This is a genomic window from Parasphingorhabdus sp. JC815 (assembly GCF_040717415.1).
Taxonomy (GTDB): Bacteria; Pseudomonadota; Alphaproteobacteria; order Sphingomonadales; family Sphingomonadaceae; genus Parasphingorhabdus.
In genome coordinates, this window is record NZ_JBFEFM010000001.1 from 20,470 (window position 1) to 40,944 (window position 20,475).

Genomic DNA, 20,475 nt, shown 5'->3' on the forward strand with positions numbered 1-20,475 from the left:
CACATGATCGAGGATTTCCTCGCGCAGCGGCGATTACTATCGGGCTGCGCATGTGGGAATCCCATGGGCATCAATATGCGTGGCCTTTTTGAATGATTGTCAAAAAGGAATATTCATGCGTTTTCAATTTATCATTTTGTCTACCACCGCGTTGGTGCTCTCCCAGCCTGCTCTCGCCGAAACGGCGGCGCTGGCGGAAGATGGAGAGGACGCGATTATCGTTACCGCTTCCCGTTCCGAACAACCCCTTTCCGAAACAGGCCGGTCCATCACGGTCATTGACGAAGCCCGGATCGAACGGACCCAAAGCACCACTGTTGTTGATTTGCTGCGCGGCGTGCCGGGTGTCACTTTTTCCCGCAATGGCGGCATTGGCACATCGACATCGGTGTTCATTCGCGGCGCGGATTCAAGCCATACCGTTGCGTTGATTGACGGAGTGAAGCTGAACGACCCGTCATCACCGGGCGGCGGCTTTAATTTTGGTAATCTGTTGACCGGAAATATTTCCCGGATCGAAGTGCTTCGCGGATCGCAGTCGGTGATCTGGGGCAGTCAGGCAATGGGCGGTGTTATAAATACCGTGACACGGGAACCGGCCGACGACCTTAGCATCAATGCGCGCGCCGAATATGGTTATCGGGATACCGGCCATGTTGTCGGCAATATTTCAGGGCGCTTTGGCCCCGTTGCGGCCAGCGCGGGTGCTGGCTATTATCACAGCGATGGCATTTCCGCCTTTAACGAGGATCGCGGCGGAACAGAGCGTGACGGCCACCGCAATTTCGGTGCGAATGGCAAGGTTGAAATTACCCTCACCGACGCAATCTCGGTTGATCTGCGCGGCTATTATTCCGATAGCCGCACGGATATTGACGGTTTTGTATTTGCCAATGGTGTTTTTGGACTGGGCGACACACCGGAATATAGTGATACTGAAGAATTTGTCGGCTATTCGGGTCTGAATTTCGCCATGCTTGACGGACGTTTCCGTAACCGTGTGGCCTTTGCCTATACCAGCACCAAGCGCGAGAATTTCAACCTGAATGTGCAGACTTTTGATGCTCTGGGCCGCAATGAACGCTTTGAGTATCAGGGCATATTCGATATTTCGGACATGTTCCGTGCGACCTTTGGCGCAGAAACGGAAAAATCCAAATATCGCAACGGTTCAGGGTCAACGGCAGATCATTACAGTGCCAATACCGATAGTTTCTATGGACAGATCAGCGCGTCGCCGCTGGCCGGATTTACCGCGACAGCGGGTGTGCGTCATGATGACCACAGCACATTTGGCGGTGCAACAACCTTCGCCGGAGATATTGTTTACAGCCCCAATGACGGCAATACGACCTTCCGGGCAAGCTATGGCGAAGGGTTTAAAGTGCCGTCCCTGTACCAACTGTTCAGCGAATATGGCAATGCCGCGTTAAAGCCGGAAACATCGACCAGCTTTGATGCCAGCGTGACGCAGCTTTTGGTAGATGGCAAGCTGGAGCTGAGCGCAACAGCATTCCGCCGGGATAGCGATAATCTGATAGATTATATCAGTTGCCCTGTTCCAACCGGCATCTGCGATGGCCGTCCTTTTGGCACTTATGACAATGTTAATCGTGCAAGGGCGCAAGGATTGGAGTTTACTCTGCTCGCCCGTCCGGTCGAGGCGATGACATGGGCGGTGAATTACAGTCTGATTGATGCAAAAGACCGCGATACCGGCCTCAGGCTTAACCGCCGTCCCAAGCACAGCGTTAATGCCTCGATCGATTATGACTGGTCCTTTGGTTTGCAAACCGGTGCGACAATCACGCATGTTGGGTCGCATTTCGATGATGGAGCGAACACAACCAGAGTGCCGGGCTATGTCCTTGTCGATGTGCGGGCGGCTGTGCCGATTACGGGCAATATCGAATTATATGGCCGCGTGGATAATCTGCTAAATGAAAGATATGAAACGGTATTCCGCTATGGTGCGCCGGGTCGCTCTGCTTTTGCCGGCGTTCGTCTGAGTTACTAAGGTGCTAGGATGAACACCGATGCAGCCGCTGATCCATTCCGCTTTCATGGCGGACGGTTGGCGGCTGCGGCTGCGCGGTTTGCAGGTGCGCCAACCCCGTGGATTGACCTGTCCACGGGGATTAGCCCATGGGCCTATCCGGTTCCTGACATGGACCAGCCCCTCTATCACCGCCTGCCGGAGCCGGAAAAATTGCGCGCACTAGAGGACGCTGCGGCCCATGCTTTCGGGGTGGCTGATTCCGATGAAGTCGTCGCGGTGCCGGGCAGCGATATTGCGATCCGGTTATTGGCGGTGCTGTTCCCCGGTCAGCGGAGCGCCATGCTCACACCAATATTCGCAGGCCATAAAGCCGCATGGCCGGATGCAGCCGAAATCAATGTTGAGGAAGCTGATACTGTTTCCGGAAAATATGATTTGCTGATCCTCGCAAATCCTAACAACCCCGATGGCCGGATCATGTCACCCGACAGGTTACGGGCGTTGCACGGGCAATTGATTGTTGATGAAGCTTTTGCCGATACCGATCCCGCGACCAGCCTGCTTCCCGATAAGCGCGGTGCTATTGTCTTGCGGTCCTTCGGGAAGTTTTTCGGTCTGGCTGGTATAAGGCTGGGCTTTGTTGTGGCCGATATTGCCGTGGCACAGCGGTTGCGTAACATGCTGGGCGACTGGCCGGTATCAGGGGCAGCGATAGAAATCGGTCTGGCCGCTTATCAGGACAAAAAGTGGCAGGATGATCACCGCCGCGCCCTGAACAAAGCAGCAAGCCGGTTGGATGCGATGCTTGAAACGGGGGGCTTAGCTATTGTGGGCGGCACGTCGCTGTTCCGGCTGGCGGCCCATGACAGGGCAGGGGAATTATTTGAACATCTAGGGCGTGCGGGCATATTGGTTCGGCCCTTCAACACAGATGAGCGGCAGTTGCGCTTTGGTTTGCCCGCAAATGAAGTGGCGTGGGAACGGCTATCGAGCGCCCTTAAAGACTGGCAATAGAGACTGGCAATTAAGACTGGCAATAGATGATATATTTTCAGGAGAAACCCGATGAGTGATGACCAATATGCAAAACATAATGCCCGCATGAAACGGGTTCAGGCCGCTCGCCGGAAAATGCAGGCGCGCCGGACAACAGAGCGCGGTCTGTTGATCGTGCATACCGGCAATGGCAAGGGTAAATCCTCTTCCGCATTTGGCATGGCGATCCGCTCGCTCGGTTGGGGCATGAAGGTTGGGATTGTCCAATATGTTAAAGGCAATTGGGAAACGGGGGAGAAAAATTTCTTTCAAGCCAATCCCGACTTGCTGACATTTGAAGTAATGGGGGAGGGATTTACCTGGGACACGCAGGACCGCGAAAAAGATATAGCGGCGGCAAAGGCGGCGTGGGAACGCTCCAAGGAACTGATCCTCGACCCGGAATATGTTTTTGTCATATTGGACGAGCTGAATATCGTGCTGCGCGATGACACGATCGACATTGCCGAGGTTACGCAATTTCTGGCGCAGCGCCCGATGGAAAAACATATTTGTATCACCGGGCGCAATGCCAAGCCGGAACTGATCGAAATGGCAGATCTGGTGACTGAATTTGACGAAGTGAAACATCCTTTCAAAGCCGGGTTTAAAGCGCAAAAGGGTGTAGAATATTGAATCGGATTGCCGCCATTTCAATTGCTCTCGCAGCGCTCTTGATCGCTGCGGTTGCGGCGGTGGTTCTGCCGTCGGGGTCATCCGCCCCCGCTGCCGCTCCTATCGCTAATGAAATGGTGGTGCGAAGCGGCGGCGCGCAAATCCCCGCGACGCCCAGAAGGATCGTATCGGTCAATCCCTGTGCCGATGCCTTGTTGATGCAACTGGCCGATGCCAATCAGATTGCGTCCGTCAGCCATTATTCCCATGACAAGCGGGCAACCTCAATCCCGTTGGAGCAAGCACAGCTGTTTCCCGCGACATCGGGCACTGCCGAAGAGATTCTGGCGATGCAGCCTGATCTGGTGGTGGCCGGTTCCCATGTCGCCAGACCCACGGCAAGGGCGCTGGAACGGCTGAATATTCCGTTGGTCAAACTGATGATTCCGCAAAGCGTTGCCGAAAGTCAGGAGCAGATCGCCACGCTAGCCAAAATTGTCGGCAAGCCGGAGCGCGGGGTTCAGCTTAATAAAAATATCAACGCCGCCTTTACCCGTGCAAAGCCGGTGGATGATGAGAATATTCCCGCGCTTATCTGGCGCAGCGGCGGACTGGTACCGGGCGGCGGGACATTGCCCGATGAATTGCTGCGCCGGACAGGGTTTAAAAATGTTAGCGACAGCTATGGCCTGAAACAATGGGATATATTGCCGCTGGAGCATCTGGTAGCGCGCCCTTCACGGATATTATTCTCCAATGGCGTGCAAGATAAAGCCACCGAAAAAGCCGCTGTGCAAGAGTCCAGACAGACAGACCGCACATTGTCGCATCCGGTGCTGAAAAAGCTCGCGCACCGGATCACCATTGCCCATTATCCCGAACGATTATTGCATTGTGCGGGGCCGACTTTGATTGAAGCCACGATGGTCCTGTCTGCGGCGCGTCGTAAACTGAAAGGTTCGCCATGAACGGTGAAAGCATCAACGGTGGCCGGTTACAGGGCTTTACGCTCAATATCGTGCTGGCAATCGGGCTGGTCGTCGCCATGGCATTGTCGCTGGCTGCGGGGAAAGTCTGGGTCGCGCCATCAGCGTGGTGGGGTAATGATTTGAGCGCATTAATCATCATGGAATTGCGTTTGCCGCGCACTTTGTTGGGAGCGGCCATTGGCGCTGCGCTGGGCATGGCGGGGGCGACGATGCAGGGTTATTTACGCAATCCGCTGGCTGATCCGGGCGTTTTTGGCGTGTCGGCCAGTTCGGCGCTGGGCGCGGTAACATCGCTCTATTTCGGCTATACGATGGCGGCATGGCTGCTGCCCGCATTTGCCCTTGGCGGCGCGGCAATTGGCATGGGGTTGCTGGCGCTGCTGGCCGGACGGACGGGTAGTTTGATCCTCTTCACGCTCGCGGGTGTTATCCTGTCCAGCCTTGCCGGATCGCTTACGTCCTTGATGATCAGCCTGGCCCCCACACCTTTTGCGACGACCGAGATTATTAGCTGGTTGATGGGCGCGCTAACAGACCGTAGCTGGAATGACGTTAAACTGGCGGTTCCGATCATAGCCGTCGGCATGTTGTCTCTGGTCGCCACGGGCCGTTCACTCGATGCGCTGACATTGGGCGAAGATGCCGCGCGGTCGATGGGGGTGAATGTCCTGCGCTTGCAATGGCTGGCGGTGCTGGGCGTTGGTTTGACGGTTGGCGCTTCTGTTGCGGCGGCGGGGATTATCGGTTTTGTCGGCCTTATCGTTCCGCATCTGGTGCGGCCCTTTGCGGGGCATCGGCCATCGGCGGTGCTGCTGCCGTCTGCGCTGGCCGGGGCGCTTCTGGTTGTGGGCGCGGACAGCGCGGTGCGGATATTGCCTACCGTAAGCGAGTTGCGGCTGGGCATTGCCATGTCATTATTGGGCGCACCGTTTTTCATGGTGCTGTTGTTCAAAATGCACCGGGAGCTGGCGTGATGACAGCAACTGAAAATAACGCCATCGAAAACCTGTCTTTTGAAGCCCTGTCGCTCACGCTCAGGAACCGGAAAATACTGGATAATATCAGCGGACGGTTCGAACCGGGGCGGGTGACAGTAATATTGGGCGCAAATGGAGCGGGAAAAAGCAGCTTATTATCCTGTTTGGCGGGCCTCCGTGAACCGCAGAGCGGAATGGTGATGCTGGATGGACAGCCGCTATTGGCTTTGGATGGCGCTGCGCGGGGCCGCTCGATCGGCTTATTGCCGCAGCGGCCCGATATTCACTGGAATGTCGATGTCAAAACCATCGTCGGATTGGGGCGATTGCCACATTCGGGGCGATGGGGGATGAGCGCCGCCGACCATGAAGCCGTAGCAAAAGCGATGAAGGCAACCGATTGCACGACATTGGCCGAGCGCAAGGCATTGCGCCTTTCGGGCGGGGAACAGGGCCGCGTCCTGCTGGCACGGGTTTTGGCCGGGGAGCCGCGCTGGCTGCTCGCCGATGAACCGCTGGCCAGTCTGGACCCCGCGCATCAATTTGATGTTCTGGAACGACTGAAAAACTATGCGGTTACGGGTAACGGGGTTATCGTTGTCTTGCACGACCTGACTCAGGCCGCGCGCTTTGCCGATGACGTGATGGTCATGAAAGGCGGCCATATATTAGCTGCCGGACCGCGTGATGAGGTGATAACCGCTGACATTATGGCGCAGGCTTATGGCGTGGAGGTTCAGATCGGAACCAGTGATACCGGCGAGCCTTTGGTAGTGCCCGTGCGGCGGATGAGATGACCTTTACCGTCATTGGCGACCGGCCAGAACAGTTGCTTGTGATCCTGATTGTGGAAGCATTATTTGGCTATCCCGCTGCGTTGCACCGTATCATTCCGCATCCGGTGGTATGGATCGGGACGCTGATAACCCGCATGGACCGTGCGTGGAACAAGGGCGGCGCGCAGCCCAAATCCGCAATTGCAGCCGGAATCGCAGTGGTGGCGGTACTGATCGGGCTGATGATAATCATCGGCATGGCTTTGCAAGCGGTTTTGACGGGAAGTTTGGGCGCGGCACTATTGATCCTGATCGCCACGACCGGTCTGGCGCAGCGCAGCCTTTATGATCATGTCCGCAAAATATTGGTGCCGTTGGAACAGGGCGACATAACGGGCGCGCGGCGTGCGCTTGCGATGATTGTCGGGCGCGATACTGCCGATCTGGATGACCGCGAAATTGCCTCTGCTGCCACCGAAAGTCTGGCCGAGAGTTTTTGCGACGGAATAGTGGCACCGGCATTTTGGTTTTTGCTGGCGGGCCTGCCCGGCCTTTTTGTCTATAAGGCGATAAATACCGCCGACAGCCTGATCGGGCATAAGGATGACCGCTATCGCTATTTTGGTTGGGCAGCGGCGCGCGTTGATGATGTGATGAACTATATTCCCGCCCGTATCGCCGGTTTGCTCATCTGTCTGGCGGGGATGGGCGGCTGGCGGATCATGGTTCGTGATGCCCCGAAGCATCTCTCCCCCAATGCCGGATGGTCAGAGGCGGCGATGGCAGGCGTTTTGAAAGTGCAAATGGGCGGCGGTGCAGCTTATGACGGGGAATGGATTGCCCGTGCGCCGCTGGGCGATGGAGCGCGGCCCGGCCCGGCGGAATTGAAAACCGGACTGGCGGTATATCTGCGCGCCTGTCTGTTGTTATGGGCATTGGTAGGGGCATTAATATGGGCGCTGTGATGTTTCAGGGTACGGGATCCGATGTTGGCAAATCCGTGTTGGTTGCCGGATTATGCCGCTTGCTCGCCAATCGCGGCATGACCGTGCGACCATTTAAGCCGCAAAATATGTCGAACAATGCCGCCGTCACGCCGGAGGGCGGTGAAATCGGGCGGGCGCAGGCGTTGCAAGCCATTGCCTGCCGCGCGCCGCTGCATGTTGATATGAACCCGGTTTTGTTAAAGCCACAATCGGATAAAAGCGCGCAATTGATCGTCCATGGAAAATTACACGCGACATTGGATGCGGGCTATTTTCGGAATCGCAAACAGGCTTTGCTCGATGCCGTGCTGGATTCCTATCACCGCTTGCGGGCGCAAGCAGATATTGTGTTAATAGAGGGCGCGGGCAGTCCGGCGGAAATAAACCTGCGTGCGGGCGACATCGCAAATATGGGTTTTGCGCGCGCAGCCAATGTGCCGGTATTGTTAATCGGTGATATTGATCGCGGCGGGGTGATTGCCTCGATTGTCGGGACCAAGGCAGTGATCGACAGCGATGACGCCAAAATGATCCACGGCTTTCTGATCAACAAGTTTCGCGGTGATGTCAGCCTGTTTGATGACGGCTATACCGCCATTGCAGAGCGCACAGGGTGGGATGGACTGGGCGTTATTCCGTGGTTGCCGATGATCCATAAATTACCCGCAGAAGATGCGGTAGTGTTGCAACAGCCGCACGTTGCGGGCGAGGGCGTTGTGGAAATTGCTGTGCCCATGCTTTCGCGTATCGCCAATTTTGACGATTTTGATCCACTTCGGCTGGAGCCGCAAGTGCATTTGCACATGGTGCCGCCGGGTAAGCCGATACCGGCGAGCGCATCGCTGATCATCATTCCGGGAACCAAGGCCAGCATAGCCGACCTTCAATTCCTGCGAAATCAGGGCTGGGACATTGATATTGCCGCCCATGTCCGGCGCGGGGGGCATGTTCTGGGCATTTGCGGGGGTTATCAGATGCTTGGCCGGTCGATTGCCGATCCTGATGCCATTGAAGGAACAGCGGAAACAGTAGCGGGACTGGACCTGTTGCCAGTGGAAACAAGGCTGACCGCGGCCAAGACTTTGGTCAATAGCTCGGGAAAAACACTGGCCGATGATGCAGGTTTCACTGGCTATGAAATTCACGTCGGGCAAACCCGTGTCGCAAAGGGTGAAGAGGCGGCACCGATGCTGCGTTTTGATGACGGACGGCTGGACGGCGTGGTCAGCGCCAATGGGCGAATATCAGGATGCTATGTGCATGGGCTTTTCAACAGCGCAGCCCAGCGCCAATCATGGTTGACGAAACTGGGCACAGGCTCCAACGGCGAAGAACAGACAGCGGTTGTTGACCGGGCATTAGATGATTTGGCAAATGCGCTGGAGGAATATGTGGATATAGACAGGTTGCTTACCATTGCCGGATATGCGTCATGACAGATGCAAGCGAACCTGTTTCCGCCGGTCAAGTGAGTGAATATCTTGATGCCCTTGCCAAGCCGCAAGGCAGCATGGGCCGCTTGGAAGGGCTGGCCGTGCAATTGGCCCTTGTGCAGCAAAGCCTGAACGTCCGGACGAAGCCGCGCCGGATTGTGTTGTTTGCCGGGGATCACGGCGTCGTTGAAAGCGGCGTGTCGGCATGGCCATCGTCCGTGACCACAGTGATGATGGAAACGATAATCGCCCGAAAAGCGACCAGCACCGCCTTAGCCGCTGCCCACTCGGCGGATCTGTTGCTGGTCGATACCGGCAGCATATATCCGCCCGGGTCCGGCAAACAATCTCCTGCATTTCCGGCCCCCGCATTACAAAGCGCGCGTATCGCCGCCGGAACCGCTGATCTAGCAAACGGACCAGCGATGACAAAAGATCAGTTCCATGCCGCATGGGGCATAGGAGAGGCGCAGGCCCGACAGGCACATGAAGCAGGCTATGTGATATTGATCGCCGGAGAAATGGGCATTGGGAATACAACATCGGCAGCATGTCTGACGATGCTGCTGGCCGGTGTCGATGCACAGATAGCAACCGGACGCGGCGCGGGCGCGGATGATGCGATACTGAAAATAAAACGCGATATTGCTACGCAAGCGACGCAACGGGCCAGCGCGTTACTTACCGATGAAGGCGACGCGGTTGCGGCCATCGCAGAAATTGCCGGTTTCGAAATCGCGGCCATGGCCGGTTTCTATGCTCAGAGCGCACGGCAGGGGTCCACGCTGTTACTGGATGGCTATGTCGCCACGGCTTCTGCCCTGATTGCCGAGCGATTGATGCCCGGAACCACAAAGCAAATGATCGCGGCGCATCTCTCCGCAGAACCGGGACACCGGGCGGCTCTTGACCATCTGGGGCTGGAACCCTTGCTGGAATGGAATATGCGGCTGGGGGAGGGGACCGGCGCGCTGACCGCGTTACCGATGCTCGACAGCGCAGCGGCCTTGCTGAATGATGTCGCGAAACTTACGGATATTATGCCATGAACGCGCCGCCATTGATCCGTTGGTGGATGCCGCCCTTATTGGCTGTGCAATTTTTGACTCGCTTGCCGGTTCCGGGATTAAACGGACTAACGGCGGAGCAGGCGCGATATGGTCTGTCGCGCTCGGTAATATGGTTTCCGCTGGTTGGCACTTTGGTCGGGGGGATTACCGCAGCCGTGCTGGTGGCGGGAGCGCAGATATGGCCTGTGACTATTGCGGTTATACTTGCCCTTGCGATCGAAGCGCGGCTGACAGGGGCTTTCCACGAAGATGCGGTGGCGGATTTTTGTGACGCCTTTGGCGGCGGCCTTGATGCCCAATCAACCCGGCGGATTATGAAAGACAGCAGGATTGGCACCTATGGTGCGCTTGGTCTGTTTTTTGCCGTAGCCCTGCGCGCCGCTTTGCTCATCGCTCTGATGACCGCATTGCCGCAACATATCATGGTGATTGCGCTGGTTGCATCTGCCTGTTTTGGCCGGATGATGGCCGTGACGATGATGGCGCTGGTTGCGCCTGCACCAAGAGAGGGCGACGGGCTGGCCAAGGATGTTGGCGAGCGCACCGGCTATGCCGACCTGTTTTTCGCGGCGCTTATCGCAGCGCCCGTCATGGCTTTATTCGCCGGGTATCAGCCTTTTTCTGCTTTATTGGCGCTTGGCGGGACCGGGATATTTCTGTTTTGGTTCCGTGCATTTCTATTACGCCGGATAAATGGCAGCACGGGCGATTGTCTGGGCTTTGCGGCTTATGCCGGGCAATTGATCATCCTTCTTGCCGCGCTGGCGGGGCAATGATCTGGCTGGTCCGTCATCCGCCTGTGGCAAAATATTGGCAAAAGCGTTGCTACGGGATCAGCGACATGGGCCTAAGCCGGGAAGGTAGCCGTCTGGCAAAAGAACTGATATTCCGGCTGGTGCAATTGTCACCGGATGCAATTATCCATTCCGGCTTGCGAAGAACCCGGCAGATTGCGGAGCGTGCAGCAGATATATTGGCGATAGAGGCACGCGCCGACGCCCGCTGGCGCGAACGGGATTTCGGGAGCTGGGAAGGGCAAAGCTGGAACGCTATTTACCGCGATAGCGGCAACGCGATGGACGGGATGATAGATGATCCGCATGATTTTCGACCGGGCGGCGGTGAAACGACCGCAGAGCTTTCTGCGCGGTCCCTGTCAGCATTGAATGACTTGCCGCCGGATCAGAATATTGCCGTTATCACCCATGGCGGGCCCATTGCTGCAATATTGGCAAAGCGGGATAATGCGGATTTACGCTCTTTGGCCGGTTACATACCCGCTTTGAACAGCATCAGTGAGGTTGATCCGCTAAGTCTTTGAATAAAGCACTAAGATTGTTGATGATGTGGCAATAATGCCTTTAAATCCTATTTAGCGTCAATCGTGCGTGAACGGGCCTGACGATATGTGCCGAGCAGGCGGACCGAGTTACAGTGGAACTTTAGCTCTTCCAAAGCCCGGTCAACTGCCGGATCGCCGGGTGCACCTTCGATGTCGGCATAGAATTTTGAAGCCGAAAAGCTGCCACCTTCCTGATAGCTTTCCAGCTTGGTCATGTTCACGCCATTGGTCGCAAAACCGCCCATCGCCTTGTAAAGCGCGGCAGGCACGTTTTTCACTTCAAAGATAAACGTGGTCATGGGCTGAAAATCCTCTGCTCCGTTGGCTTCGGGCACACAGGCGGCAGGTGCGAGCAGGACAAAGCGCGTCATATTATGATCTTCATCCTCAATATCATTGGCAATGGGGTGCAGACCGTAAATTTGCGCGGACAGGGCCGGAGCAATCGCAGCGGCATGGGGGTCATCCTGCTGCGCGACATAAGCCGCCGCTGCGGCAGTATCCGCATAAGCAACCGGAATAATATCACGGGTACGCAGATAATGGCGGCATTGGCCCAAAGCCTGTGGATGGCTCATCGCTGTTTTGATTTTTACATCAGCAGATTTCGCCATGAGACAATGGCGGATACGCATGAAATGTTCCGCAACAATATGCAGGCCCGATTCGGGTAACAGAAAATGAATATCGGCAACCCGGCCATGCAGGCTGTTTTCAATCGGAATAATTGCTGATGCGGCTGTGCCTTGTTTAACAGCATCCAGTGCATCTTCGAATGAGAAACACGGCAGAGGCAGGCAATCCGGGTCATATTCCATAGCTGCGAGATGGGAATTTGCGCCGGGCGCACCTTGAAACGCAATGGCTTTATCTGGTGCTTGTGCGGCTGTTTCGGTCATTTTATTGACCATACCCAAGGCATTCTGGGGAAAGCTGTCCATGTCGTTTTGTGTTCCTGTGCTTATATCGCTACTCTGTTAATTGTCGCGATTGCCGCACAAAGCCCGCTGGCGCAAGACCTGATCGTTTTCGCATTATCAGGCGCAATTATATTAGTGTGAGCCGTGGGTATGGGCCTTTAGTGACAGCAGAAGAAATTGAGGTCTTGCTTTGAATCGGTGCTGTTATTAGAGAAAGCCCAAAGTTTTCGCAGGCTGATACTGCAGATGATTCAGGGATTTGAGACAAGATGGATAATAACAACACCATAGCTGGCTGGGTTTTGGCGGGCGCAATCGCAGCGCTTGGTCTTTCAATTCTCAGCGGAAAATATTTCCACGCCGATAAACATGAGCGTCCGGAAACCATGGGATTTGTTATTGAAGGCGTCGAATCATCAGGCGGCAGTGAAGAAGTGCCAATCAGTGTCTATCTCGCTGATGCCGACATTGCGGCGGGTGAAGCCATATTTAAGAAATGCGTTGCCTGTCACACCATTGATCAGGGTGGTGCCAATGGAATCGGCCCCAACCTTTATGGCGCATTGGGCAAATCGCATGGCCATGTCGCCGGTTTTGCCTATAGCGATGCGTTGACTTCAATTTCCGGCAACTGGGATTTTGAAAACATGGATGAGTGGCTCACATCGCCGCGCAAATATGCACCGGGCACCAAAATGACCTTCGCTGGTCTGGGTAAACCCGAAGATCGTGCGAATCTGATTGCCTATATGAATACCAAGGGATCAAATCTGCCATATCCCGAACCGCCGGTGGCTGAAGAAACTGCCGAAGGTGAAGCGGTTGAAGGCGAAGAAACTGCCGATGTTGCTGCTGAGGAAGTAGCAGAAGAAACCGTTGAAGCCGACGCGGCTGCTGCTGAGGAATAGAGTTTCATGCTTTGCCGGGTTTGCTGAAAATATAATTCAGCTTACCCGCAACGCTTCGTTTAACATTCCGTGTATGCGCTCATCGGGTTGTTGCAATAATCAACATCCCGCGTCAGGGCTAATCCTTAGCCGAGCCAATCTTGCGCGATGAATTACGCGCATTCCAGATCATAGAAATCCCGGATAATTTTCCAGGCCTCATCCGCTGTTTCGACAAATTGGAACAGCTCTATATCCTTGGCGCTGATTGTTCCTTCTTCGGCTAACGCTTCAAAGTTTATCACCCGGTTCCAGAAATCTTTGCCAAAAAGAATGATGGGCAGCGGCTCCATCTTGCCCGTTTGCACCAGCGTTAACAGTTCGAAAAACTCGTCCAATGTTCCAAACCCGCCCGGGAATACGGCAACAGCCCGCGTCCGTAGCAGGAAGTGCATCTTACGCAGCGCAAAATAGTGAAATTGAAAGCTGAGCGAGGGCGTCACATATTCATTGGGTGCTTGTTCATGCGGCAAGACAATGTTCAGCCCGATAGTCTCTTTTCCCGCATCAACCGCGCCGCGATTGGCGGCTTCCATGATTGACGGCCCGCCACCCGAGCAAACCACAAAGTCCCGTTTGCCATCTTTTTCAAGGCCGCAATTGCTCGCAAGATAGCCCAATTTACGGGCCTCGTCATAATATTTGGACTTTTCTTTCATGCGCCGGGCCATCTTCAAACTTGCTTCGTCACTGGCTGCTTCGATCAAAGCGTCGGCCTTGGCCGGTTCGGGAATACGCGCAGAACCATAGATGACGAGAGTGGAGTTTATACCCGCTTCATCAAGCAGCATTTCCGGCTTAAGCAATTCCAGTTGAAAGCGCACCGGACGCAATTCTTCGCGAAGCAGGAATTCTTTGTCCTGAAATGCGAGCGTATAGGCCGGGTCTTCTGTTTGGGGCGTGTGGCTGATCTGTTCTTTGGCGAAATCGGCTTCTTCTTTTGCCCGGTAAAAGCGGCGGTCGTGTAAATCTTTGTTTGTCATAAATATGCCCTATAGGATAGCCCACCTGCTTGCCAACACGGGAGTTGCCAATAAGTGTAATGGTTTAGACGGTTATCTGTCTGAATGAGAATTATCGGCAATAGCCGTTACCGCTCATGTCGAAATGGAAATGATTATAATGGTCGGCGTTATAATCGGGACCAAGCACGGTGCCAAAGCGGCGACAGGCGCTTTTGTGAATGACTTTCAGAAATTGTTCTCCCCGTCCGCCGTCGCGCCAGTTTCCGGTTACAGTGATGCGTCTGCCATCAGCCAGCACAAAAGCGGACACATCAATCGCATTGGCTTTGCTATGTTCGGACCTGCGGTTGGACCCCGCTATATTGCGACAGCTATAACTACCCATTGTTTCTATTCGGATTAGCTCGCTACCCAAATATTGGCGCGCAGCCCGTTTGACGGCATATTCCGTCCACGCGGCAAATTTATTGGCCAGCTCACAGCGCACGGGACCAATGTTGGTAATCCCGGTACGGCGTCCGGCATCCATCATCTTGACTGTGCCAATCTGGCTGCATCCACCGCTGAAATATTTATTGGGCAGGGGGGAGAAGCGAACACCGGCATGTTGCAGATCAGCGAAACATTGTTTTGTTTCCACGCTTGGCTTCACTGCTGTGACACGGTCTGCTGGTCGTTTGCTGTCCGGTATGCCGCAAGCGCCGAGCGACAATGACAGGACAACTATAGGTAAAAATCTATGCGTCTGCGCCGGCTTTCCCAGTGTATCTTTCATACAGGTCGCTTGTCGGAACTTTCTTGAATCTGAACTGAACATAACAGTTTATACCTGTTTTTAACCCGATAGAACAGTTTTAGCATTAGGCCGGGAAATATTCTTTCCTACCAGCCGCATTGGTCAATGAGTAAATGATGATCCGGAACCCGATCATTTATGAGGGGATTGAGGATTGCCCCTTGACTTGGCTGCCTGCAACAGACATTGCGGCTTCGGGCCACGCGGCCCCAACGCCGCGCGTGCGCTCTGTGAGGAGAAGCATTACATGACTGATACTATGATTCCGCAACCCGAGTTGCGTCCTGATTGCCCGAATTTTTCTTCGGGTCCGACAGCCAAATTCCCCGGCTGGTCTCTCGACAAAATTAACACAGTGGCCATGGGCCGCTCACACCGTTCTGCTACTGGTAAGGGACGGCTGAAATATGCCATCGACCTGAGCCGGGAATTGCTTGGCATCCCTGACGATTATCTGATCGGTATTGTTCCTGCGTCCGACACCGGCGCGGTTGAACTGGCGATGTGGAATATGCTGGGCGCACGTCCCGTGACTGTCGCAGCCTGGGAAAGTTTCGGCAATGTCTGGATCCAGGACGCTGTAAAACAGCTTAAACCCGCGAACCTGACAGTTCTGGAAGCCGATTATGGCGAAATTCCCGATCTGAGCCAGATTGATAAGGGCGATGATGTCGTCTTTACATGGAACGGCACGACATCGGGCGCAAGAATAGCCGACACCGACTGGATTGCCGATGACCGCGAAGGCGTAACGATAAACGATGCGACCAGCGCGATTTTTGCCCAGAAAATGGACTGGAGCAAGCTCGACGCGACGACCTATAGCTGGCAGAAAGTCATGGGATCGGAAGCCGGTCACGGTATGCTGATTCTTAGCCCCCGTGCTGTCGAGCGTATCGAAAGCTATAGCCCGGACTGGCCTTTGCCGAAAATTTTCCGCGTGAAAAAGGGCGACAAGCTCAATCGTGCAATCTTTGAAGGCGCAACAATCAACACGCCGTCTTTGCTGGCTACAGAAGATTATATTGCCTCGCTTGAATGGGCGAAATCAATCGGCGGCCTGAAAGAGTTGCAAGCACGCGCAGACCGCAATGCCAAGATTGTTCATGACTGGATCGAAGCCACCCCGTGGATGCGGAACATGGTCAGCGATCCCGCACAGTGGACCAATACCGGCGTTTGCATGATGTTTCAGGGTGATTGGTATGATGGTCTGAACGAAGACCAGAAAGCCGCTGTGCCCAAGAAGATTACCGGCATGCTTGAAAAGATGGATGTTGCTTACGATTTCAATGGTTATCGTGATGCGCCGCCTTCTTTGCGTATCTGGTGTGGTTCGACCGTTGAAGAAGAAGACGTTCGCCGCCTGTTGCCTTGGATTGAATGGGCATTTGCACAGGTCAAAGCCGAGATGTCTTCCTAAGATTAAATCTGTGCCCCTTAAGGGGCCTCCTTTCGCATGCCGCAGATGCCAGGGATGAACATCCCGGTCTGCGCGCGAATATATGAGACAGGAATTGAAAAATGCCAAAAGTATTAATATCCGACAAAATGGACCCCAGAGCCGCCGAAATTTTCCGTGAGCGCGGTGTAGAAGTTGACGAAATCACCGGACAGACACCGGAAGAATTGTTGAAAATTATCGGTGAATATGATGGTCTGGCGATCCGTTCGTCAACCACGGTAACCCCTGAACTATTAAAAGCCGCGACTAATTTGAAAGTGGTTGGCCGTGCGGGCATCGGCGTGGATAATGTCGATATTCCCGCCGCTTCTGCCAAGGGCGTAGTGGTGATGAACACGCCGTTTGGTAACAGCATTACGACAGCCGAGCATGCCATTGCGATGATGTTCGCGCTGGCCCGTCAGCTTCCTGAAGCCGATGCGTCCACACAGGCAGGCAAATGGGAAAAATCCAAATTCATGGGTGTCGAGCTGACCAGCAAGACACTGGGTCTGATCGGTGCCGGTAATATCGGTTCGATTGTGGCCGAGCGGGCGATTGGCCTGCGAATGAAAGTGGCGGCTTATGACCCGTTCCTGACGGCTGAACGCGCTATCGAGATGGGCGTTGAAAAAGTGACGCTGGACGAGCTGCTCGAGCGCGCTGATTTCATCACCATGCACACGCCGCTCACGGATCAGACACGCAATATCTTGTCTGCCGAAGCCATTGCCAAAACAAAGCCCGGTGTGCGGATTGTGAACTGTGCACGCGGTGGTTTGATTGACGAAGCGGCATTGAAAGAGGCTTTGGAATCTGGCCATGTCGCTGGCGCTGCGCTGGACGTATATGCGGAGGAACCGGCCAAGGAAAACGCGCTTTTCGGCACGCCGAACCTGATTTGCACGCCGCATCTGGGCGCATCGACGAGCGAGGCACAAGTCAATGTCGCTATTCAGGTGGCGGAACAAATGTCCGACTATCTGCTAAATGGCGGTGTTTCCAACGCGCTTAACATGCCCAGCCTGTCGGCGGAGCAAGCACCCAAGCTCACTCCTTATATGGAGCTTGCGACGCAGCTTGGTTCGCTGGTCGGACAATTGGTCGGGGAAGAAATTAAAGGCGTTGCCGTCGAAGTTGAAGGGGCTGCGGCAGAATTGGACTCAAAACCGATCACCGCTGCGGTGCTGGCCGGATTGATGGGTGCCTATAGCGACTCGGTCAATATGGTGAACGCACCCTATCTGGCCAAAGAGCGCGGCCTTGATGTCCGTGAAGTGCGTCACGACCGCGAAGGCGATTATCATACATTGGTCCGTGTTTCTGTGACCACGGAAGAAGGGGAAAGATCAGTGGCGGGAACGCTGTTCGGTTCCTCTGGCCCGCGTCTGGTTGAAATGTTCGGTATCAAGGTTGAAGCCGATCTTGAAGGCGATATGCTTTATATCGTCAATCAGGATCAACCCGGCTTTATTGGCCGCATAGGCTCAACCCTTGGTGAAGCGGGCGTCAATATCGGCACATTCCACCTTGGCCGGCGCGCCGATGCACCGGGCGGGGACGCGGTATTGCTGCTTTCCATTGATTCGCCGGTTGAAGAACCTGTGTTGTGGGACGTCTGCAATCTGGAAGGTGTGAAAACCGTCAAAGCAGTGCGTTTTTAGGAAAAAGCATCAAAAAACCGGTGGCCTCGGCGTGTCCTTGGGCTATGGAGGCGAAAGTCTATGCAAAAGCTGTCTAACCTGTTGCCAGAAGGCTTTCATGATTCTTTGCCGCCGTATGCCGAGGCCGGTTTGCGCGTGGAGCGCGATGTGCTCGATACATTGTCCAGCCATGGCTATGCGCGTGTCTCTCCGCCTCTGGTGGAATATGAGGATGTGCTGACAGGCCGGATGACCGGATCGACAAAACGCGACTTGATGCGTTTTGTTGATCCCATTTCCCAGCGGACTTTGGCTCTGCGCCCTGATGTCACCATGCAGATCGGGCGGATCGCAGCAACCAGCCTGTCGGGTGAGGCGCGGCCTCTGCGCCTCAGCTATTCCGGTCAGGTTCTGCAATTGCGCTCCGGCCAATTGCATCCGGAACGCTGCCGCCTGCAAATCGGGGCCGAACTGATCGGCACGGACAGCGTCGCGGCGGCCAGCGAAATTGTTTCGGTAGCGATAGAGGCACTGGGGCAGGCCGGATTGGCCGGCATTACCGTTGATTTCACTATGCCCGATCTGATTGATATATTGTCAGCTGGTCCATTGCCGTTAAACCCCGCGCAGGCGCGCGATGTGCGTAGCGAACTGGATATGAAGGATTCCGGTGGCCTGACCGCATTGGGCGCAACCGGATATTTGCCATTGATCGAGGCAACCGGACCTTTTGATGATGCGATGGCAAAAATGCGCGCCTTTGACAGTGATAATCTGTTGAAATCGCGCCTTGACGGCATTGCGGCCATTGCCGCCAATATCAAGGACAAGGCAAACCTGACCCTTGATCCGACAGAACGCCACGGTTTTGAATATCAAAACTGGTTTGGCTTTACTTTGTTTGCAGAAGGATATGTCGGGGCGATGGGCCGCGGTGGCAGCTATGAAATACCGACCAATGATGGCGGCACGGAAAGCGCCGTTGGTTTCTCTCTTTATCCGGGCCCGCTCGATGCAGGTTTCAGCGCAAAACAGAAAGACACTGTCTTTTTGCCATTGGGGCATGACACAAAAGCGGCAGCGGCGCTTCGGTCAGAGGGATGGAGAACAGTTGCGGCTTTGTCACAAGCTGATAAAGCTGAAGACCTGCGATGCACCCACATATTGGTTGGTACGGATCCACAAGAAATCTAACCCGCAAGTAGCAAGAAAGACGTTTCAGATATGGCCAATGTAACCGTTATCGGTGCCCAATGGGGTGATGAAGGCAAAGGGAAGATAGTCGATTGGCTGTCGGAACGTGCTGACGTTGTTGTCCGTTTTCAGGGCGGGCATAATGCCGGGCATACGTTGGTGGTTGATGGTGAGGTTTATAAACTCTCCTTATTGCCCTCGGGTATTGTGCGCGGCGCACTGTCGATCATTGGTAACGGCGTTGTGCTTGATCCATGGCATTTGCGCGATGAAATTGCCAAGCTGAGTAAACAGGGCGTGGCGATCAATGCAGATAATTTTGGCATTGCCGAAAACTGTCCGTTGATCCTGCCCATTCACCGCGACCTTGATGCCATGCGCGAAGATGCGAGTGGTGAGGGCAAGATTGGCACAACGCGGCGCGGCATTGGTCCGGCTTATGAAGATAAAGTGGGTCGCCGGGCGATCCGGGTTTGTGATCTTGCCCATCTTGATGATCTGGGCCCGCAGCTTGACCGGCTTTGCGCGCATCATGACGCGTTGCGTGCCGGATTTGGCGTTAAGCCGGTGGACCGGGAGCGTTTGTTAGCCGACCTGCGCGAGATTGCTGATTCTGTGCTGCAATATGCCCAGCCAGTGTGGAAGCGGCTCAATGAAGCGCGTAAACGCGGGGATCGTATCTTGTTTGAAGGGGCACAGGGCGTGCTGCTGGATGTCGATCACGGGACTTATCCTTTTGTTACCAGCTCCAACACAATATCCGGCACAGCGGCGGGTGGTTCGGGCATTGGCCCATCGGGCACCGGCTATGTCCTGGGGATTGTCAAAGCCTATACGACCCGCGTGGGGTCCGGCCCATTCCCGACCGAGCTCAATGACGATACAGGACAGCGCCTTGGTGAGCGCGGGCATGAATTTGGCACGGTTACGGGGCGTCAACGGCGCTGCGGCTGGTTTGATGCGGTGCTGGTGCGTCAGGCGCTTGCCGTGTCCGGCGTTACGGGGATTGCGCTTACCAAGCTGGATGTGCTCGATGGATTTGAAGAACTGAAAATCTGTGTCGGCTATGATCTGGATGGTGTAACTTATGATTATCTGCCGCCGCATCATCAGGATCAGGAAGCCGTGACACCGATTTATGAAAGCATGCCGGGGTGGAGCGAATCCACCGCTGGTGCGCGGAGCTGGGCCGACCTTCCGGCACGGGCGATCAAATATATCAGGCGCGTCGAAGAATTGATCCAGTGCCCTGTAGCGCTGGTTTCAACCTCTCCCGAACGGGATGACACGATATTGGTGAAAGACCCGTTCGCGGATTAAACTCGCAGCCTTTAATTTCAGGCG

At 55.0% G+C, this 20,475-nt stretch carries 19 protein-coding genes; 16 read left to right on the forward strand and 3 right to left on the reverse strand.

Translation table 11 applies throughout. From position 1 onward, the window contains the following. Positions 1–115: 115 nt before the first annotated feature. Genes AB1K62_RS00085 through AB1K62_RS00135 form a run of 11 tightly spaced genes read left to right on the forward strand, consistent with a single transcriptional unit; the run spans position 116 to position 11,201 of the window. The gene (locus tag AB1K62_RS00085) at positions 116–2,017 is read left to right on the forward strand and encodes a TonB-dependent receptor (RefSeq protein WP_367000259.1); all 1,902 of its coding nucleotides are present in this window, start codon (positions 116–118) and stop codon (positions 2,015–2,017) included. 9 nt (positions 2,018–2,026) lie between these two features. Then, a complete protein-coding gene (cobD, locus tag AB1K62_RS00090) occupies positions 2,027–3,013 on the forward strand; it encodes a threonine-phosphate decarboxylase CobD (protein WP_367000260.1) in 987 nt (328 codons plus the stop codon). Between the two features lie 51 nt (positions 3,014–3,064). Continuing rightward, entirely contained in the window at positions 3,065–3,670 is a 606-nt protein-coding gene (cobO, locus tag AB1K62_RS00095; protein ID WP_367000261.1) for a cob(I)yrinic acid a,c-diamide adenosyltransferase, read from the forward strand. Beyond that, positions 3,667–4,617: an ABC transporter substrate-binding protein gene (locus AB1K62_RS00100; RefSeq protein ID WP_367000262.1), complete on the forward strand. Its 951-nt coding sequence runs from the start codon at positions 3,667–3,669 to the stop codon at positions 4,615–4,617. Before cobO ends, AB1K62_RS00100 begins: the two co-directional genes overlap by 4 nt. Then, entirely contained in the window at positions 4,614–5,612 is a 999-nt protein-coding gene (locus AB1K62_RS00105; RefSeq protein ID WP_367000263.1) for an iron ABC transporter permease, read from the forward strand. The genes AB1K62_RS00100 and AB1K62_RS00105 overlap by 4 nt, the downstream gene beginning before the upstream one ends. Further along, positions 5,612–6,412 (forward strand): ABC transporter ATP-binding protein, encoded by an 801-nt coding sequence (locus tag AB1K62_RS00110; protein ID WP_367000264.1) that lies wholly within the window; start codon positions 5,612–5,614, stop codon positions 6,410–6,412. The genes AB1K62_RS00105 and AB1K62_RS00110 overlap by 1 nt, the downstream gene beginning before the upstream one ends. After that, positions 6,409–7,356 (forward strand): adenosylcobinamide-phosphate synthase CbiB, encoded by a 948-nt coding sequence (gene cbiB / locus AB1K62_RS00115; RefSeq protein WP_367000265.1) that lies wholly within the window; start codon positions 6,409–6,411, stop codon positions 7,354–7,356. The genes AB1K62_RS00110 and cbiB overlap by 4 nt, the downstream gene beginning before the upstream one ends. Then, entirely contained in the window at positions 7,344–8,813 is a 1,470-nt protein-coding gene (locus tag AB1K62_RS00120) for a cobyric acid synthase (protein ID WP_367000266.1), read from the forward strand. Before cbiB ends, AB1K62_RS00120 begins: the two co-directional genes overlap by 13 nt. Next, positions 8,810–9,859, forward strand: a complete 1,050-nt coding sequence (gene cobT / locus AB1K62_RS00125; RefSeq protein WP_367000267.1) for a nicotinate-nucleotide--dimethylbenzimidazole phosphoribosyltransferase — start codon at positions 8,810–8,812, stop codon at positions 9,857–9,859. Before AB1K62_RS00120 ends, cobT begins: the two co-directional genes overlap by 4 nt. After that, complete coding sequence (locus AB1K62_RS00130) at positions 9,856–10,656, forward strand: adenosylcobinamide-GDP ribazoletransferase (protein ID WP_367000268.1); 801 nt, start codon at positions 9,856–9,858, stop codon at positions 10,654–10,656. Before cobT ends, AB1K62_RS00130 begins: the two co-directional genes overlap by 4 nt. After that, the gene (locus tag AB1K62_RS00135; RefSeq protein WP_367000269.1) at positions 10,653–11,201 is read left to right on the forward strand and encodes a histidine phosphatase family protein; all 549 of its coding nucleotides are present in this window, start codon (positions 10,653–10,655) and stop codon (positions 11,199–11,201) included. Before AB1K62_RS00130 ends, AB1K62_RS00135 begins: the two co-directional genes overlap by 4 nt. Before the next feature lie 47 nt (positions 11,202–11,248). Here AB1K62_RS00135 and AB1K62_RS00140 read toward each other — a convergent pair whose 3' ends face one another. After that, positions 11,249–12,163 (reverse strand): prephenate dehydratase, encoded by a 915-nt coding sequence (locus AB1K62_RS00140; protein WP_367000271.1) that lies wholly within the window; start codon positions 12,161–12,163, stop codon positions 11,249–11,251. Positions 12,164–12,411: 248 nt separating this feature from the next. On the opposite strand from AB1K62_RS00140, the gene AB1K62_RS00145 reads away from it, so the two are divergent. Continuing rightward, positions 12,412–13,050, forward strand: a complete 639-nt coding sequence (locus tag AB1K62_RS00145) for a cytochrome c family protein (RefSeq protein ID WP_367000273.1) — start codon at positions 12,412–12,414, stop codon at positions 13,048–13,050. A 152-nt stretch (positions 13,051–13,202) separates the two neighbouring features. Here the strand turns inward: AB1K62_RS00145 and AB1K62_RS00150 are convergent, their stop codons facing one another. Continuing rightward, positions 13,203–14,072, reverse strand: a complete 870-nt coding sequence (locus tag AB1K62_RS00150) for a TIGR00730 family Rossman fold protein (RefSeq protein WP_367000274.1) — start codon at positions 14,070–14,072, stop codon at positions 13,203–13,205. Positions 14,073–14,163: 91 nt separating this feature from the next. Next, the gene (locus AB1K62_RS00155; RefSeq protein WP_367000275.1) at positions 14,164–14,829 is read right to left on the reverse strand and encodes an extensin family protein; all 666 of its coding nucleotides are present in this window, start codon (positions 14,827–14,829) and stop codon (positions 14,164–14,166) included. Positions 14,830–15,097: 268 nt separating this feature from the next. Between AB1K62_RS00155 and AB1K62_RS00160 the strand changes: the two genes are divergently transcribed. From AB1K62_RS00160 to AB1K62_RS00175, 4 genes are all read left to right on the forward strand, one after another. Further along, positions 15,098–16,273, forward strand: a complete 1,176-nt coding sequence (locus AB1K62_RS00160; protein ID WP_367000277.1) for a phosphoserine transaminase — start codon at positions 15,098–15,100, stop codon at positions 16,271–16,273. 101 nt (positions 16,274–16,374) lie between these two features. Further along, positions 16,375–17,958, forward strand: a complete 1,584-nt coding sequence (serA, locus tag AB1K62_RS00165; RefSeq protein ID WP_367000279.1) for a phosphoglycerate dehydrogenase — start codon at positions 16,375–16,377, stop codon at positions 17,956–17,958. Between the two features lie 60 nt (positions 17,959–18,018). Further along, a complete protein-coding gene (locus AB1K62_RS00170) occupies positions 18,019–19,131 on the forward strand; it encodes an ATP phosphoribosyltransferase regulatory subunit (RefSeq protein WP_367000281.1) in 1,113 nt (370 codons plus the stop codon). 30 nt (positions 19,132–19,161) lie between these two features. Beyond that, positions 19,162–20,451 carry an adenylosuccinate synthase gene (locus AB1K62_RS00175; RefSeq protein WP_367000283.1) on the forward strand — a complete coding sequence of 430 codons (1,290 nt, stop codon included), beginning with the start codon at positions 19,162–19,164 and terminating at the stop codon, positions 20,449–20,451. The last annotated feature ends 24 nt before the right edge of the window (positions 20,452–20,475 follow it).

Bases quoted from the DNA above. Each gene is read 5' to 3' on its own strand.
- AB1K62_RS00085 (WP_367000259.1), top strand. From the start codon at position 116: ATGCGTTTTCAATTTATCATTTTGTCTACCACCGCGTTGGTGCTCTCC.
- cobD (WP_367000260.1), top strand. From the start codon at position 2,027: ATGAACACCGATGCAGCCGCTGATCCATTCCGCTTTCATGGCGGACGG.
- cobO (WP_367000261.1), top strand. From the start codon at position 3,065: ATGAGTGATGACCAATATGCAAAACATAATGCCCGCATGAAACGGGTT.
- AB1K62_RS00105 (WP_367000263.1), top strand. From the start codon at position 4,614: ATGAACGGTGAAAGCATCAACGGTGGCCGGTTACAGGGCTTTACGCTC.
- AB1K62_RS00110 (WP_367000264.1), top strand. From the start codon at position 5,612: ATGACAGCAACTGAAAATAACGCCATCGAAAACCTGTCTTTTGAAGCC.
- cbiB (WP_367000265.1), top strand. From the start codon at position 6,409: ATGACCTTTACCGTCATTGGCGACCGGCCAGAACAGTTGCTTGTGATC.
- AB1K62_RS00120 (WP_367000266.1), top strand. From the start codon at position 7,344: ATGGGCGCTGTGATGTTTCAGGGTACGGGATCCGATGTTGGCAAATCC.
- cobT (WP_367000267.1), top strand. From the start codon at position 8,810: ATGACAGATGCAAGCGAACCTGTTTCCGCCGGTCAAGTGAGTGAATAT.
- AB1K62_RS00130 (WP_367000268.1), top strand. From the start codon at position 9,856: ATGAACGCGCCGCCATTGATCCGTTGGTGGATGCCGCCCTTATTGGCT.
- AB1K62_RS00135 (WP_367000269.1), top strand. From the start codon at position 10,653: ATGATCTGGCTGGTCCGTCATCCGCCTGTGGCAAAATATTGGCAAAAG.
- AB1K62_RS00140 (WP_367000271.1), bottom strand. From the start codon at position 12,163: ATGGACAGCTTTCCCCAGAATGCCTTGGGTATGGTCAATAAAATGACC.
- AB1K62_RS00145 (WP_367000273.1), top strand. From the start codon at position 12,412: ATGGATAATAACAACACCATAGCTGGCTGGGTTTTGGCGGGCGCAATC.
- AB1K62_RS00150 (WP_367000274.1), bottom strand. From the start codon at position 14,072: ATGACAAACAAAGATTTACACGACCGCCGCTTTTACCGGGCAAAAGAA.
- AB1K62_RS00155 (WP_367000275.1), bottom strand. From the start codon at position 14,829: ATGAAAGATACACTGGGAAAGCCGGCGCAGACGCATAGATTTTTACCT.
- AB1K62_RS00160 (WP_367000277.1), top strand. From the start codon at position 15,098: ATGACTGATACTATGATTCCGCAACCCGAGTTGCGTCCTGATTGCCCG.
- serA (WP_367000279.1), top strand. From the start codon at position 16,375: ATGCCAAAAGTATTAATATCCGACAAAATGGACCCCAGAGCCGCCGAA.
- AB1K62_RS00170 (WP_367000281.1), top strand. From the start codon at position 18,019: ATGCAAAAGCTGTCTAACCTGTTGCCAGAAGGCTTTCATGATTCTTTG.
- AB1K62_RS00175 (WP_367000283.1), top strand. From the start codon at position 19,162: ATGGCCAATGTAACCGTTATCGGTGCCCAATGGGGTGATGAAGGCAAA.